The sequence below is a fragment of the Bordetella ansorpii genome, assembly GCF_900078705.1.
Classification (GTDB): Bacteria; Pseudomonadota; Gammaproteobacteria; order Burkholderiales; family Burkholderiaceae_B; genus Bordetella; species Bordetella ansorpii_A.
In genome coordinates this window covers 535,931-551,921 of sequence record NZ_FKIF01000006.1, presented here as the reverse complement: position 1 = coordinate 551,921, position 15,991 = coordinate 535,931, and the positions used below count along the sequence as shown (strand labels likewise).

16 protein-coding genes are annotated in these 15,991 nt (G+C 59.5%); 10 read left to right on the top strand and 6 right to left on the bottom strand.

The window, feature by feature from the left end; translation table 11 throughout:
* Window positions 1–26: 26 nt before the first annotated feature.
* The 3 genes from groL to A6745_RS12855 all read right to left on the bottom strand — a co-directional run bounded on the left by groL (window position 27) and on the right by A6745_RS12855 (window position 3,066).
* The gene (gene groL, locus A6745_RS12865) at window positions 27–1,667 is read right to left on the bottom strand and encodes a chaperonin GroEL (protein ID WP_066127628.1); all 1,641 of its coding nucleotides are present in this window, start codon (window positions 1,665–1,667) and stop codon (window positions 27–29) included.
* A 30-nt stretch (window positions 1,668–1,697) separates the two neighbouring features.
* Entirely contained in the window at window positions 1,698–1,985 is a 288-nt protein-coding gene (gene groES, locus A6745_RS12860; RefSeq protein ID WP_066127625.1) for a co-chaperone GroES, read from the bottom strand.
* Between the two features lie 169 nt (window positions 1,986–2,154).
* The gene (locus tag A6745_RS12855) at window positions 2,155–3,066 is read right to left on the bottom strand and encodes a LysR family transcriptional regulator (protein ID WP_066127622.1); all 912 of its coding nucleotides are present in this window, start codon (window positions 3,064–3,066) and stop codon (window positions 2,155–2,157) included.
* A gap of 148 nt (window positions 3,067–3,214) precedes the next feature.
* On the opposite strand from A6745_RS12855, the gene A6745_RS12850 reads away from it, so the two are divergent.
* From A6745_RS12850 to A6745_RS12805, 10 genes are all read left to right on the top strand, one after another.
* Window positions 3,215–4,273, top strand: a complete 1,059-nt coding sequence (locus A6745_RS12850) for a TauD/TfdA family dioxygenase (RefSeq protein WP_066127620.1) — start codon at window positions 3,215–3,217, stop codon at window positions 4,271–4,273.
* Between the two features lie 29 nt (window positions 4,274–4,302).
* The gene (locus tag A6745_RS12845; protein ID WP_066128824.1) at window positions 4,303–5,259 is read left to right on the top strand and encodes a Bug family tripartite tricarboxylate transporter substrate binding protein; all 957 of its coding nucleotides are present in this window, start codon (window positions 4,303–4,305) and stop codon (window positions 5,257–5,259) included.
* A 75-nt stretch (window positions 5,260–5,334) separates the two neighbouring features.
* Window positions 5,335–6,312, top strand: coding sequence for a nitrilase-related carbon-nitrogen hydrolase (locus tag A6745_RS12840; RefSeq protein ID WP_066127617.1), 978 nt, complete (start codon window positions 5,335–5,337; stop codon window positions 6,310–6,312).
* A gap of 107 nt (window positions 6,313–6,419) precedes the next feature.
* Window positions 6,420–7,256, top strand: a complete 837-nt coding sequence (locus A6745_RS12835) for an ABC transporter substrate-binding protein (RefSeq protein ID WP_156513368.1) — start codon at window positions 6,420–6,422, stop codon at window positions 7,254–7,256.
* Window positions 7,257–7,300: 44 nt separating this feature from the next.
* Window positions 7,301–8,002: an amino acid ABC transporter permease gene (locus A6745_RS12830; RefSeq protein WP_066127614.1), complete on the top strand. Its 702-nt coding sequence runs from the start codon at window positions 7,301–7,303 to the stop codon at window positions 8,000–8,002.
* A complete protein-coding gene (locus tag A6745_RS12825; RefSeq protein ID WP_066127611.1) occupies window positions 7,999–8,700 on the top strand; it encodes an amino acid ABC transporter permease in 702 nt (233 codons plus the stop codon). Before A6745_RS12830 ends, A6745_RS12825 begins: the two co-directional genes overlap by 4 nt.
* 1 nt (window position 8,701) lies before the next feature.
* Entirely contained in the window at window positions 8,702–9,430 is a 729-nt protein-coding gene (locus A6745_RS12820; protein WP_066127609.1) for an amino acid ABC transporter ATP-binding protein, read from the top strand.
* A 16-nt stretch (window positions 9,431–9,446) separates the two neighbouring features.
* On the top strand, window positions 9,447–10,652 hold the full coding sequence (locus tag A6745_RS12815; protein ID WP_066127608.1) for a pyridoxal phosphate-dependent aminotransferase: 1,206 nt from the start codon (window positions 9,447–9,449) through the stop codon (window positions 10,650–10,652).
* 8 nt (window positions 10,653–10,660) lie between these two features.
* Window positions 10,661–11,344 carry an RraA family protein gene (locus A6745_RS12810; protein WP_066127606.1) on the top strand — a complete coding sequence of 228 codons (684 nt, stop codon included), beginning with the start codon at window positions 10,661–10,663 and terminating at the stop codon, window positions 11,342–11,344.
* Between the two features lie 166 nt (window positions 11,345–11,510).
* Complete coding sequence (locus A6745_RS12805) at window positions 11,511–12,431, top strand: NAD(P)-dependent oxidoreductase (RefSeq protein ID WP_066127604.1); 921 nt, start codon at window positions 11,511–11,513, stop codon at window positions 12,429–12,431.
* A 139-nt stretch (window positions 12,432–12,570) separates the two neighbouring features.
* Here the strand turns inward: A6745_RS12805 and A6745_RS12800 are convergent, their stop codons facing one another.
* Genes A6745_RS12800 through A6745_RS12790 form a run of 3 tightly spaced genes read right to left on the bottom strand, consistent with a single transcriptional unit; the run spans window position 12,571 to window position 15,929 of the window.
* A complete protein-coding gene (locus A6745_RS12800) occupies window positions 12,571–13,515 on the bottom strand; it encodes an SDR family NAD(P)-dependent oxidoreductase (protein WP_066127602.1) in 945 nt (314 codons plus the stop codon).
* A gap of 34 nt (window positions 13,516–13,549) precedes the next feature.
* Window positions 13,550–14,734 (bottom strand): acetyl-CoA C-acyltransferase family protein, encoded by a 1,185-nt coding sequence (locus A6745_RS12795; RefSeq protein WP_066127600.1) that lies wholly within the window; start codon window positions 14,732–14,734, stop codon window positions 13,550–13,552.
* A gap of 13 nt (window positions 14,735–14,747) precedes the next feature.
* A complete protein-coding gene (locus tag A6745_RS12790) occupies window positions 14,748–15,929 on the bottom strand; it encodes a DUF1254 domain-containing protein (protein WP_331000008.1) in 1,182 nt (393 codons plus the stop codon).
* Between the last annotated feature and the right edge of the window lie 62 nt (window positions 15,930–15,991).

Sequence of the window (15,991 nt, the reverse complement as noted above, 5' to 3'; positions counted from 1 at the left end):
GGCCGGCGCGCCTGCGACAAGGACGATTAGAAGTCCATGCCGCCCATGCCGCCCATGCCACCCGGCATGGCCGGGGCAGCGGGCTTGTCTTCGGCCAGTTCGACCACGGCGGCTTCGGCGGTCAGCAGCAGGCTGGCGACCGAGGCGGCGTTTTGCAGCGCGGTGCGGGTCACCTTGGTGGGATCCAGAACGCCTTGCTCGACCAGGTCCTGGTACTCGCCGGTGGCGGCGTTGTAGCCGTAGTTGCCCTTGCCGGCCAGCACGTTGTTCACCACCACGCTGGCTTCTTCGCCGGCGTTGGTGACGATGGTGCGCAGGGGCTCTTCGACAGCGCGCAGGATCAGCTTGATACCGGCGTTCTGGTCGGGGGTGTCACCCTTGAGCTCGGCGATGGCTTGCTTGGCGCGCAGCAGCGCGACGCCGCCGCCAGCCACCACGCCTTCTTCCACCGCAGCGCGCGTGGCGTGCAGGGCGTCTTCGACGCGGGCCTTCTTTTCCTTCATTTCGACTTCGGTGGCAGCACCGACGCGGATCACGGCAACACCGCCGGCCAGCTTGGCCACGCGCTCTTGCAGCTTTTCACGGTCGTAGTCCGAGGTCGCTTCTTCGATCTGGATGCGGATCTGCTTGACGCGCGCCTCGATCGACTTGCCGTCGCCGGCGCCGTCGATGATCGTGGTGTTTTCCTTGCCCACTTCGATGCGCTTGGCTTGGCCCAGTTCGGCCAGCGTGGCCTTCTCGAGCGACAGGCCGGTCTCTTCCGAGATCACGGTGCCGCCGGTCAGGATGGCGATGTCTTCCAGCATGGCCTTGCGGCGGTCGCCGAAGCCCGGGGCCTTGACGGCGGTGGTCTTCAGGATGCCACGGATGTTGTTCACAACCAGGGTGGCCAGGGCTTCGCCTTCGACGTCTTCCGCGATGATCAGCAGGGGACGGCTCGACTTGGCGACTTGTTCCAGCACGGGCAGCAGGTCACGGATGTTGCTGACCTTCTTGTCGAAGATCAGGACGAACGGGTCGTCCAGGGCAGCGACTTGCTTCTCGGGGTTGTTGATGAAGTAGGGCGACAGGTAGCCGCGGTCGAATTGCATGCCTTCGACGACGTCCAGCTCGTTGTCCAGCGACTTGCCGTCTTCGACGGTGATGACGCCTTCCTTGCCGACCTTGTCCATCGCGTCGGCGATGATCTTGCCGATCGACTGGTCGCTGTTGGCCGAGATCGAGCCGACCTGGGCGATTTCCTTGCTGGTCGTGACCGGCTTGGAGGCCTTTTGCAGTTCGGCGACGGCGGCGGCGACGGCCTTGTCGATGCCGCGCTTGAGGTCGATGGGGTTGAAGCCGGCGGCAACGTACTTCAGGCCTTCCTGAACGATGGCCTGGGCCAGCACGGTGGCGGTGGTGGTGCCGTCACCAGCGTTGTCGGAGGTCTTCGAGGCGACGTCCTTGACCAGTTGGGCGCCGATGTTCTCGAACTTGTCCTTCAGTTCGATTTCCTTGGCGACGGACACGCCGTCCTTGGTCACGGTGGGGGCGCCGAACGAGCGCTCCAGCACCACGTTGCGGCCCTTGGGGCCGAGGGTCGTCTTGACGGCGTTGGCCAGGACGTTAACGCCACGGACGATGCGCACGCGGGCGTCGTCGGCGAACAGGACTTGCTTGGCAGCCATTGTCAGCTTCCTTGTAGAGTCGGGTTGCTATTACTGGATGACGGCGAGGATTTCGTCCTCGCGGATGACGAGCAGCTCTTCGCCATCGACCTTCACGCTTTGGCCGGCATACTTGCCGAACAGCACCTTGTCGCCAGCCTTCAGGTCGACCGGCAGCACCTTGCCGTCTTCGGTCTTCTTGCCGGGGCCGACGGCCACGACTTCACCTTGATCGGGCTTCTCAGCCGCGCTGTCAGGGATAACGATGCCCGAGGCGGTCTTGCGCTCGTTGTCCAGGCGTTTGACGATCACGCGATCGTGCAGGGGACGCAGGGCCATGAGGAACTCCTGTTAGTAGAGAAAAGGCCAGTTGGTAACGGAGGCACAGGGGGCTGAACGGCCGGCGGCTGTTAGCACTCGCCTGTGACGAGTGCTAATTATAGGGGTGGTTCTGCCAGGTTCAAGGGGGTTGTTACATTTCTGATGGGCGGGGGCAAGGCAAATTACCTCATGGCCGTTCGGAAGCTGCCTGGAATGGCCGATCGAATGCGCAGCACTCTCTGGCCATCCGGACGACGTCGGTCACTAAAGTACTGGTCCGATCTGCACGCTGAACGGCAACATAGGACACGTCGGGTACGTTCGGTGTCACATGCAACACCTGAAGCAGACCAGCGCGAATCATGGGCCGCAGGCAGCGCTTTGGTAGATGGCTTACGCCAAGACCTGACACCGTCATGCCGATGATGGCAACCAAGTTATTGCTAGTGATTCGTTCAACAGGCGCCAACCCTGCTGCTTTAAACCACTCGTCGTAAAGAATACCTGTGGCGGATAAATTCGCCTGAGTAAGCAGGCGCTGCTCAGCAATGTCGTGAACTCGGAGCTTTGCATTTCCGTCTAGAAGCCCCGGCTTGCACATCCAGGCGTTTTGCACCGTACCGATGCGGGTCTTCAGCAGGCGCGTGTCCTCGAAAAGGTCGGGCACGACGATAAGGTCCAGCCGTTCGCTCAGCAGCTTCTCACGTAGCCGGAAACTGTCGTCGACATCGGGCTCGAAATGCGCTTTGGGGTAGCGATTCTGCACCGCATTAACCAACCTCGGTAGCCAAGTCATGGCGGGCAATTCGGTCATGCCGATCCGCAGTCGGCGCTCAACGACTTCCGGGCGTTCGAACTGTTCAAGCGCCTCGTCTCGCTGGCGCAGGAACCGCTTGGCGATCAGGAACATCTCTTCCCCTTTCTCGGTCAGGCGGGCGCTTCTTTGCGAGCGGTCAAATAACTGCGTTGCGACAACGTCCTCGAGCTCCTGCACCCGCTTGGACACGGCAGATTGGGTCGTGGCCAACTTGTTCGCAGCGTGCGCGAAGCCACCCAGCTGAACGACCCAGAAGAACGCTTCGAGTTGCTTGAAGGTCATGGTAAGTCCTGATTAGGTAAACCCGTATATTCCATTTAGAGATGTTTTTTAATCGATAAATATCGCTTTTTATTATGTTTTGGCGATCTTACCATCCGTTTTGGTAGCAGCTCTTACGCGACTTTTTACGGCTTCAGGGAGATCTCAAGTGACCGAACGCAAACCTATCGAAGATGCCAGCGCTTGGACTGCAGTCCAAGTCAATAGGGACCATAGTTGGATCTACCGCTTCACTGCAGACCAGATTGCCGAACTCAATGCGGCGCTGGAGAAAGTGAAGCACATGCCGATCACCGACATCACCAAGGACGACTTTCCACTCGACAAAACGTTGGCGATGCTCAACAAGGTAGCTGCGCAAGTCGAAGATGGCATCGGCATGGCCGTGCTGCGTGGCCTACCTGTTCTCAACTATTCCAAGGACGACGCATCGCGGATTTATTGGGGCATTGGGCGGCATTTAGGGCAGCCGGTTACGCAGAATTCGCGTGCTCATTTGCTTGGCCACGTGAAGGACGAGGGCGTGAAGTATGGGCACAAGACACGTGGCTACAACACCAGCGCTAAGCTCAACTTCCATTCAGACAACTGCGATGTAGTCGGTCTGTTGTGTCTGCGTGTGGCGCGTTCGGGCGGCTTAAGCCGCATTACGAGCACCACCTCGATTCATAACGAGATACTCAAACGCAAGCCGGAATTGCTCGAGCCGCTGTATGCCGGATTTTTTTATGACCTGAAGGGTGAGCATCTTCCCGGTCGTACGCCGCTATCCGATCATCGCATCCCAGTGTTTAGTTTGTGCAATGGCAAGCTTAGTTGCCGCTACCTGCGAAATGCGATTGAGCCGGCATTCGAGAAAAGTGGTGTCCCCGCGACGCCCGAGCAGATTGAAGCGATGAATCTGTTTGACGAACTCGCGGGCAGCAATGAATTGTGCTTCGAGATGGAGATGGAGCCGGGCGACATGCAGTTATTGAACAACCATGTCACGGTGCATTCGCGCACAGCCTTTGAAGACTACGAAGACGAGGACAAGAAGCGCCACTTGTTGCGGTTGTGGCTGCGTACGGATAAGCGTCCGCTTGCCCCTGAGTTTGCCGAGCGCTTCGGCCCTGGCACGGCGCGCATGGGTGTTCCTACGCCCGAAGCGTTTGGCCTTCCGCCCCGTCCGCCACTTGAGCACGGCCTGCCAGAAATGGCGCATTGATCGATCAACACCTCTCTGTCGAACACGCCATGAAAACCATCTTGAAGATCGCTGTGCTCACCTGCTCTTTGTTGGCGGGTCCCGCGCAAGCCGCCTTTCCCGAACGTCCCATCACAATGGTGGTGCCATACGCCCCTGGCGGGGCTGCCGATGTGGTGGCCCGTCAGTTGGCGGTGCGTATGGGAAGCAATCTAGGTACCACTGTGATTGTCGAGAATCGGCCTGGCGCAAGTGGCGTCATCGGCAAATCAGCTGTGGCCAGGGCGCAAGCCGACGGCTACACCCTGCTGTACGACGCAACGCCTTCCTCGATCAATCCAGCGCTGATAAAGAACCTCCCTTTCTCAGACAAGGATTTTCAGCCGCTATCGCTGGTTACGTTGATGCCCAACGTCATTATCGTCAGCAGCAACTCTCCGATTAAAGATCAGGCGGATCTGATCAAACGCGCCCGCGCTCAACCAGGCAAGTTGACGTTTGCGTCTGGCGGTAGCGGTACCGTGCAGCGCATGGCCGCCGAACTATATCGCCAAGGCTTGGGCCTGGACATGTTGCATGTGCCTTATAAGAGCGGAAGTCCAGCGATCGCCGACACGATGGGTGGGCAGGTCGACTTTATGTTCAGCAATGTGGCGGCGTGTTATCCGCTGATCGCCTCAGGCAAGTTGCGCGCGCTGGCCATATCGGCGCCGGAACGCTCGCCGTTGTTGCCCGATGCTCCATCTATTTCACAGACGTCGCTGCCGGGCTTTGAAGCGTACGAATGGGCTGGGCTGCTCCTGCCGGCGGGCACACCGGAGCCGGTCGTCAGTCGACTGCATAAGGCGGTGGTTGAATCGCTCCAAGAAGAAGAAATGAAGAAGCGATTTGCCGAAATGGGTGCGCAGCCCGTGGGCAACACGCCCGCCGAGTTTTCGGCCTTTCTGCAGAAGGAAGCTTCCAAGTGGGCAGAGACTGTCCGGAAGGGCAATATCAAACTCGAATGACCCGCGATGCGCTGCGACGCGCACTGACTGAGGCTTAGTCGATGGCCTCATTCACCTAATTTCCGTACAAATACCATGAATAGAAAATTCAAGGCTGCAGTTGTGCAGTCGGCGGCCGTCGCCTTTGACAACGAGCGAACTCTGCTTCGCATGAAAGAGGCGGCCACCCAAGCACGTGACCAAGGCGCCTCGTTAGTCGTTTTTCCCGAAGCGATGCTGGGCACTTACCCCAAGGGCAGCACTTTTGGGGCCTATGTCGGCGGCAGAAGTATGCAGGGGCGCGACGAGTTTCTGCGTTATCACCGCAATGCGATCGACGTGCCAGGCCCCTACATCGACGAACTCGCCGTCCTTGCGAAAGACTTGGGCATCTATCTCGTCACTGGCGTGATTGAGCGTTCTGGCGGCACGCTTTATTGCACGGTCGTTTTCTTCGATGACAAGGGAAGCTTCCTGGGTAAACATCGAAAGCTTATGCCCACTGGAAGCGAACGCACCGTCTGGGGCTTTGGTGATGGCTCGACGCTTCCCGTCTATGCAACAGATATCGGCAAGCTCGGCGCGGTGATCTGTTGGGAAAACTACATGCCGCTACTGCGCACGACCATGTATTCCAAGGGCGTCGAGCTGTACTGCGCGCCTACGCTTGCCAGCGCCACCACATGGCCATCCTCGATGCAGCACATCGCCATAGAAGGGCGCTGCTTCGTGTTCAGCGCCAACCAATACGCCACGGCTGCGGATTACCCCCAAGACTACGTCAGCGCTGCAGACACCGGTTCTTCAGAACCGCTTACGGCTGGTGGAAGTTGCATTGTCGATCCGTTCGGGAATTTCTTGGCAGGTCCCAATTTTGAGGGCGCGGCCGTGATGGTGGCTGAGATCGATCTCGACAACATTATTCGCGGCAAATATGACCTTGATGTCGTTGGCCATTACGCGCGCCCGGACGTGTTCCAGCTCTTCGTAGACGAACGTGCAAAGCATGCCGTTCACTCGATAGTTAACGAACGACCGCAAGCCGATCAGCAGGGCGGAAAACAATTCGATTGAATTTCAGCCGAGATCGTTCACGGACAACGGGCTAAGCCGAGCACGCACAAGGCTCCGGTGATAGGAGCCGCCCGTGACGGCTGTCCAATTAAAAAAAAGGAGTCAATATGTTCAAGACATTCAAACGCTTTACCACCCAGACACTTGGCCGCTGCCTGCTGATCGCGCTCTGTGCGGTTGCGACCACGGCAAACGCCAACCGCCTGGAAGAAATCAAGAGCCGAGGTCGCCTGATCTGCGCAACGCTGTCCGGTACCGAGCCCCTGGCCTTTCAAGATCCCCGCACTCGTCAATACATGGGCTTCGACATTGACCTTTGTAATGCGTTGGCCAAGCGATTTGGCGTCACCCTCGAACACAAGCCCGTTGCCGTCGAGGCCCGCATCCCCGAGCTGACCTTGGGACGCGTTGATGTTGTAGCTGCTGCGATGGGCTACACGAAAGAACGAGCCGAGCAAATCGCTTTCTCCGACATTCATTACCAGTTGCCCATCAAGATCATTGTTTCGAAAGCATCGGGCATCAAAACGTTTGCAGACCTGGCTGGCAAGAAGATCAGCGCCAACAAAGGCAGCACACCCGAGACATTCACACGTGCCCGCATTCCATCTGCCGAAGTCGTGACCTATCAGGACAGCCCCACCGCCTTCCTGGCGCTGGTCCAGGGCAGGGTTCAAGGTCAGGCCATCGGACAAGCGGCAGGCGTGCGCTTTATCCAGGAAGGTGGTGGCCGCTTTAGGTTCCTGGACGAGGCATTGTTTTTTGAGCCGACTGGACTGGGGATGAAGAAAGACGAACCTGAGCTGCGTGACGCCGTGAACAAGGCGCTGTACGAGATGGAAAGCAGCGGCGAGCTCGATGCGATGTGGGACAAGTGGTACGGCCCTGACACGAAGTTCCAGATTCCCCGCGAGAAGAAGTTGACTCCCTTGTCTGCTTTCTGATCGATCCGCGCAACGCTTTACCGTCGACATTCACCGCGGACATTATGGAATTGCTTAATTTTGGAGTCGTGCTCCAGGCCAAATATGTGACTTGGCTAGCGGCCGGCGCGGCGATGGCGCTTGGGCTCTTCGCTGCGTCCTGGATTGCGGGATTTGTCATCGCGCTCATGTTGCTTGCCCTGCGAGAGTCCGGTGTCAGGTTGTTCGAGGCGTTTACCCAAGCCTTCGTTGCTTATCACCGCAATGTGCCGCAGCTGGTCCAGGTCTTTCTTTGGTATTTCGGTGTGCCGCAACTATTGCCAGATTCCTGGCAGGCATGGATCAATGCTCACAACAGCGAGTTCGTTCTTGTCTGGATCGCCCTGTCCCTGAACAGCGCCGCATACATGTCAGAAGATCTGCGCAGTGGCCTGCGGTCATTGCCGCATACCCAATTGGAAGCCGCGCGCGCGCTCGGCATGACCTATCTGCAGTCGATGCGCATCGTATTGATCCCGCAGGCACTGCGGGCAGCCTTTCCACCTCTTGTGAATCAATCGCTCAGTTTATTCAAGTCAACCAGCCTGGCGATGACTGTGGGCCTGGCAGAAGTCACCTACGCATCGCGTCAGATTGAAAACGAAACCTATCGTACCTTCGAGGCCTTCGCACTTGCTTCTGCCTTCTACTGGATATGTTCCTTTGTCCTGACTGCAGTGGGTCACTATTGGAGTGAACGGCTGAAAATCGCGGGTAAAGGCGCATGATCGATATCCTGGACAAATACGGCCTTCTGCTATTGATCGGTCAATATCCATACGGCCCGCTGGGGGGGCTCGCGCTCACCCTGTTCATCGCAGTCGCCGGGCTCGTGATCTCGTTTCCGTTGGCGGTACTGATTGGCATGGCGCGCACCAGCCCATTGCGTGCACCGCGTCTATTTGCTGGTGTGATTGTCAACGCCGTGCGTGGGCTACCCGTCCTGTTGCTGATCTTCTGGGCCTATTTCATCGTGCCCCTGGTGATTGGGCGCTCGATCTCCGGGACAACAACCGTGGTCTGCGCGCTAGTCCTGTATGAGCTCGCGTTTATGGGCGAAGTTGTTCGTGCCGGGATCGAAGCCATTCCGAAGGGGCAGGTCGAGGCTGCGCGCGCGGTAGGCATGACCTATATGCAGACAATGCGAAAAATTGTGCTGCCTCAGGCCCTTGTCAACATGACGCCCAGCATCCTGAACCAGTTCATCAACCTCATCAAGAATACGTCGCTGGGATACATCATCAGCGTCAATGAACTGACCTACGCCGCTTATCAGGTGAATGCGCAACTGCTCACTAAGCCGTTTGAGGTCTACCTAATCCTCGCAGCCACTTACTTTCTCATCTGCTGGTCGCTCAGCTTGGCCGTCGGAACGCTGGAGAAAACTATCAATATGCGCCGCAACGTGGTGCTAAGAAATGCCTAACATGATCACCTTCCGCGAGGTCCAGAAATACTACGGAGATTACAAGGCGCTGGACGGTATTTCCGAAACCATCGCCAAGGGTGAGGTCGTTGTCGTTTGCGGCCCATCCGGTTCGGGCAAGTCCACCCTGATCCGCACGATCAACCGACTTGAGCCGATCTCTGGGGGCACGATCACGGTGGACGGCCAGGACGTCCACGCGCCAAAGGTCAACGTCAACGACCTGCGCAGCCGCATCGGCTTCGTTTTCCAGAGCTTCAACCTGTTTCCTCACCTGAGCGTGATGGAGAACGTGTCGATCGGTCCGAAAACAGTTTCGCGTGTGAGCGTGCAGCAAGCGCGAGATCGGTCTCTGGCGCTGCTGGAAAAAGTTGGCCTGGCCAACAAGGCCGACGCCTTTCCCCCGCAGCTATCCGGCGGCCAGCAACAGCGTGTGGCGATCGCGCGAGCCCTTGCCATGGAGCCGCCGGTCATGCTCTTCGACGAACCCACCAGTGCGCTGGACCCGGAGATGGTGGGCGAAGTTCTCAATGTGATGAAGCAGCTCGCAACCGATGGCATGACGATGGTCTGTGTCACCCACGAAATGGGCTTTGCCCGTGAAGTGGCCGATCGCATCGTGTTCATGGATGCGGGCGCCATTCTGGAGCGGGCGACGCCGGAAGAGTTTTTTAATAACCCTAAACACCCACGTGCCCAAAAGTTCGTGTCGGACATTCGGCATGCTTAAACGGCGCCAGAGATCCATGACCTATCTTTCTTCTTCACTATCCCGTATCAAACCATCAAGCACGATCGCCGCAAGTCAGCGTGCTCGCGATTTGGCCGCACAAGGCCGCGACGTCATCGCATTGAGCACAGGCGAGCCCGACTACGATACCCCCGACAATATCTGTATCGCCGCCGTTCGTGCCATCACCCAGGGAAAAACTCGGTATACACCCGTCAGCGGCATTCCTGAGCTGCGTGACGCCATCACAAGGAAGTTCGAGCGAGACAATGGCCTTCAATACAAGCGGGAAGAAACCATCGTATGCAGCGGCGGCAAACAGGTCATTGCCAACGCGCTGCTGGCCACTCTGAACGAGGGCGACGAGGTCATCATCCCTGCTCCTTATTGGGTGTCCTATCCCGAGATCGTGGCGCTGTGCAACGGCACACCAGTCATCTTGGACACCAGCCAGGATCACGGGCTGAAGCTCACGCCCGACGCGCTAGCCGCATCCATCACGGCCAAAACCAAGTGGGTGATCCTGAATTCGCCATCCAATCCCTCGGGCGCGGCTTACAGTGAGCAGGAGCTGCGCGCGCTGGCTCAGGTGCTCCTGCGCCACGAAAATGTGTTGGTGATGAGCGATGACATCTATGAGCACCTGGTCTATGACGACTTCGCTTATCGCACCATTGCGCAGGTCGAGCCTAGGCTGAAAGACCGTACGCTGACCATCAACGGAGTATCCAAAGGCCATGCGATGACGGGTTGGCGCATAGGCTACGGTGCTGGCCCGCTAAAGCTGATCAAGGCAATGGAAGTACTCCAGAGCCAAATCACCTCGGGTTCAAGCTCGGTAGCCCAGTGGGCAGCTGTCGAGGCCCTGGACGGCCCGCAAGATTATCTAACCTCCCGCCGCGAAGCGTTCCGACGCCGACGCGACATGGTGGTCGATAGACTGAACGACTGCATCGGTATTCGTTGCATGCCACCGCAAGGCGCCTTTTATGTATTTCCGTCTTGTGAATGCACTTTCGGGAGAATGACGCCATCTGGCGTGCGAATCGACGATGACGGGGTCTTCGCACTCGAACTTCTCAGCGCCGAAGGCGTAGCGGTCGTCCAGGGCAGCGCTTTCGGAACCGCCGGTCACTTTCGCATTTCCTACGCAGCCAGTGAAGAAAACCTCACTGAGGCCCTCAAACGGATCCAGCGCTTTTGCGCCAGCCTTCAATCGTGACTTCTCACATGACCACCTCAAACATAAATCGAGACTTCGCCCGCGTCTCTGTGGAGCATGTCCAGCAGGCAGCGCAATATCAAGCGGCGATATTTGCCGACGTGAATGGTCGCCGGGGCGCAATGCATGGGCGCATGGCCGCCGTTCACCCGAGCATGAGGCTCGTCGGACCTGCATTCACCGTCGATGTGCGTCCCGGCGACAACCTGATGATTCACGCTGCAATAGCGCTTGCACAGCCCGGAGATGTGCTGGTCATTGACGGCAAGGGCGATATGACTGCGGCGTTGATGGGTGCGCTGATGATAAACGCCTGCAAAGTTCGAAAGCTCGCAGGCGTCGTTGTCGACGGTGCCGTGCGCGACTGCGACGAACTCCGGGAATTGGGCTTTCCCGTCTTTGCCATTGGAACCAATCCTAACGGTCCTACAAAAAACGTGGCAGGCCGTATCGGCGCGTCAGTGAGCTGCGCAGGGGTAACCGTGAACCCCGGAGATCTCGTCATAGGCGACATTGACGGTGTGGTAGCACTCGAACGTGAGCACGTCGCCACGCTTCTGCCCTTGGCAGCGAAGAAGGTAGCTGACGAAGCCAAGCGCATGGACCAGATTCGGCGTGGTGACACGTCAGCCTCCTGGCTCGAAGGTGCGCTGCGCACCGCCGGCGTGCTTGCAGAGGGGGAGCGTCTTTAAGCGGAAACGCGCGTGATACGCTCGCGCGCCCATTCCGTAGGACATGAGAGCCATTGATCAAGTGCCTCAACTTACAGAGGCACGATAAGCAAGGCTGGAGACAACATGCGCCACATTCTTGAGAGCTTTAACTAGTGAACGAACGATCACTAGACGTAGAGAAAAAATGAGCCAAGAAACCATTGTCATCACCGAAGAGAAAGTCCACCCAGACGCCGTCGCGCTCTTGAAGGGCTACCGTCTCTGCTACACCGGTGCGCGATTTACACAGGAAGACTTAACCGCGCTAGTGAGGCGCGAACAGCCGGTTGGCATCCTGTTTCGCTACGGGAGAATAACCGAGCAGGTACTCTTGGCTTCCCAGAAGTTGAGAGTCATCGGTCGGCATGGTGTAGGGATGGACGCCATCGATCGGGAAGCTGCGAAGCGGCTTGACATCCAGGCAATTGCCGCAGTTGGGTCAAACAGCCAAGCGGTTGCGGAACTGGCTCTGTGTCTGATCCTCGCTTGCGCACGACACATAAGCTGGCTCGATCGGCGCATGCACGAAGGCCATTGGGACAAACAAAGCTACCAGGGCTTCGAGTTATCTGGTGCGATGCTGGGTGTGGTGGGCTGCGGATCCATTGGCGCGAGGGTGGTGCGGTTCGCGCAGGCGATCGGTATGCGCGTGATGGTTTGCGATCCTTACCTGCAGGTGGATCAGTTGCCGGAAGGCGTCCAAAAGGTTGAACTGGAAGAACTGCTTACGTCCAGCGATGTCGTTTCGTTGCATTGTCCGCTGGACGAATCGACTCGCAATATGCTGGATGCGCACAGGTTGGATTTGTTGCGCAAAGGAGCCATCGTGGTAAATACCGCACGAGCTGGGATCTTGGACGAGGTAGCCATGCGCAAGAAATTGCAGGCCCACGAACTCTACCTTGGTCTAGATTGTTTTGTCGATGAGCCTATCGACACAGAATCTCCATGGACCGAAACCCCAAACGCCATTCTCACGCCCCACATAGGTGGCACGACTAATGGTGGTTTGCGTGGGATGGCTGTGGGTGCGGCCAGGAGCATCTTGTCGGTGCTAGAGCGCTGATGGCGGCTATGTTAGCCGCCATCCCGCGCAGGCCCTTGCGCGGATCGTCGGAGAACTTTTAGTTGCATCTGCCGTCGTCGCAGCCGTCCGCTCTTGGCCGCTCTTGGCCGGCAAGCGAACGCTCGCCGGCCGGGATGCATCAAACCTCTGTTTGTTCACCCATCTTAAGAGCATCGTCGACCTCGATGCCAAGGGAGCGAACTGTGCCGCCGGTCCCGGCCAGCGCTTTACCCACCTCATGCCTAGCCTGGTCCCAGCCCGAGGCCGGGCTCATCTGGCCAGCCTGGTCCTGCACGGCCGCCAACTTTGCCGGCAGCGTGGCGGCGGGATCATTGCCGTCGGCGATATGAATGCCTTGCGTCATGGTGATGTGGGCGTTTTCGAAACTGCCGCCGCCCGCCAGAAGAATCATGCGCGTGGGAGCGTCCTCGCGCACCAAGGCCAACAATGCGGTACTGACGCGTTCCGGCGTCAAGACCGCCTGCGCCTCGGGTGGCAGCAGTCCTTCCGTCATGGCCGTGACCGCGCTGGGGGCGAGGCAATTCACCCGCACATTCCTCGCGGCGCCCTCCAGCGCCAGCGTCTGCATCAGCCCCACCAGCGCCATCTTCGCCGCACCGTAGTTGGATTGACCGAAGTTCCCATATAGCCCTGACGAAGAGGTCGTCATGATGATGCGGCCATAGTTCTGTTCGCGCATTCCCGCCCAGACCGCCTTGGTGGCATGGACCGTCCCCATGACGTGCACGTCGAGTACGAGGCGGAATTCATCCAGCGACATCTTGGCGAAGCTGCGGTCACGCAGGACCCCCGCGTTGTTCACCAGGATGTCCACCCGTCCGAACTCGGCGACCGCATGCGCAGCCATGGCTTCCATGTCTTCGTAACGGGTAACGTCGCTCTCATGCGCAGTCGCCTGACCGCCGGCTCGCCGAATTTCCTCGGCCACGGCCTGTGCGGATTCGCCCAGGTCATTCACCACGACCTGGGCGCCGTGACGCGCCAGCTCCAGCGCGTGTGTGCGCCCCAGCCCGCCGCCTGCGCCGGTGACTATCGCCACCCGGTTTTTCAAGACGTTCGACATTGCTTTCCCTTGTGCTTGCTGACGGCCATCACGGTCAAACCCGCTCGAAGATGGCGGCAATACCCTGCCCGCCGCCTATACACATCGTCACCAGCGCATAGCGCCCGCGTATCCGTTGCAGTTCATGCAGCGCCTTGGTGGCGATCACCGCGCCAGTCGCGCCGATCGGATGGCCCAACGATATGCCCGAGCCGTTGGGGTTGACCTTGGCCGGATCGAAGTCCAACTCGCGCATGACCGCACAGGCCTGGGCGGCGAAGGCCTCGTTCGATTCGATGACGTCCATGTCGGCGACATTCAAGCCCGTGCGCGCCAGCACCGCCCGCGTCGCCGGAATGGGGCCTGTGCCCATGAGGGCGGGCTCGACACCCGCATAGGCGTAGCCGACCAGCCGTCCAATGGGCGCCAGGTTCTGTGTTTTCACCGCCTCGGCGCTGGCCAGCACCAGGGCAGCCGCTCCATCGTTGAGGCCGGCGGAATTGCCGGCGGTCACGGTGCCGCCATCGCGCTTGAACACCGGTTTCAAGGTGCTCAGCACCTCCAGCGTCGTGTCTGCTTTCACGTGCTCGTCCACCTCGAACACGATGTCTCCACGGCGCGAGGCGACGTTCACCGCGACGATCTGGTCCTTGAACCGTCCCTCGCGTATGGCGGTGGCAGCGCGCTGATGGCTGCTTACCGCCATCTCGTCCATCATGCGGCGTGAAATGCCGTAGCGTTCGGCCACGTTTTCGGCGGTGATTCCCATGTGTACGTTGTGGAAGGGATCGTGCAGCGCGTTCAGCATCAGGTCCAGCATCACGGTGTCACCCATGCGCGCGCCCCACCGGTTCGACGGCGACAGGTAGCCGGCGCGCGACATGCATTCCGCGCCCGCGCCTACCGCCAGTTCGCAATCGCCGGCCGCAACCGCTTGCGCCGAAGAGATGATGGCCTGCAGACCGGACCCGCAAAGACGGTTGATATTGAACGCCGACGCCGACTGCGGCAATCCCGCGTCCAGCGCGGCGATGCGGCTCATATAGATATCGCGCGGCTCGGTGAGGATGACCGTACCCATGGACACATGTCCGACGCTGTCAGGGGCGGCCCCGCTGCGCGCCAGGGCCTCACGCACCACGAGCGTCGCCAGCTCGGCGGGCGGGGTACTCTTCAGCGTGCCGCCGAAGGCGCCAATGGCGGTGCGTACCGCGGAGATGACAAAGACATCTTTCTGCATGGATTCTCTTCCTTCACGCCAACCGCCGTACCGGCGGATAGGCAAACGTCCCTTCCAGGTGTGAGCGCGCCGGGGTATAGAGGCGCAATGTCAGGTAGAAGCCTTCATCCGCGGGCGCGGGCAGCCAGTTGTGCCCATGGCCGGGATCGTCGGGTTGGATGCGTATGCGCAGTCCGCCATCGGCGTCTTGCAGCAAACCCTGTGTACGATCGCCGATCGAATGACGGCCTATGGGATTCGCCACCAGCAGGCAATCGCTGCGCCGGTACAGGGTGATGGACCAGAAAGATGCCACCTGCGGCAGGCCGGAGCGTGGAAAGTGCAATTCATAACGGTGCGTCCCGCTCAATGCCAGCCCCTGTTCATCGACTTCCGCCATGATGTACATGGCCTCGTCGATACCCAATGTGCCTATCCAGTTCCGCGCGATGCGGGCGCGGGTGACGAAGTCGTCGCCGAAGTCGTCGCGCACGTTGACAGCGGTCGTCCAGCCGCCACCGAGTTCGGAAGACTGCGCGACGTCACGCAGTTCCGTGTATACGTCATCCAAAGCCTGCTGAAGCAACTCGGGCGCGATCGGCCATGCGGGCAATGGATGCGCGGATGGATTGCGCGCCAGCATCGCGTCCACCACGCGCGAATACTCCTGTGCCTGGGGCACGCCGGCGCCCCGCTCGTCGATCAAGGTATCGATGCGCGAAAGCGCCGGCGTACCGTCCATGCGAAGAAGCGCGAAACGGTCTTGCAATGCGTGGACTTCCGCCAGATCCCGCGCCGTCGCATCGACCAGGATGCGGCCGATGACCCAGACATCATTGCTGGGAGCGCTGATTTCATGCATTCCCGCGGGCACGCCCCCGCGCCAGGCCGGCCCGTGCACGAAGAGTCGTTGCGCCTCGCACCCGGTCATGCGGCGGCCTGCGTAGGCCCAGGGGTTGGTCCAGGCGTCCAGGAAACCCAGGACCCAATAGCGCTGGCCCATGGCCGGCACATCGATGACGACGGGCCCCTCGGACAGATCCAGCCAGGCATTGGTGAATAACGTGTCATTGTTCGGCGTGACGACTTCCTTGTCGTCCGGGCCCCGCAGGCGCCTCGTATGGGTGAACTGATTCAGCCAGCGCATGCGCGAGGAGGGGCTATCGCCGGCAAACCCCCGGACCGGATGTTTGCGCGCCGTGTTGGCGGCGCGCATGCGGGCCATCTCGAACAAGGGCAGTGTGATCATGACGGCTTGGCGAGCGGCCGATTGCACGC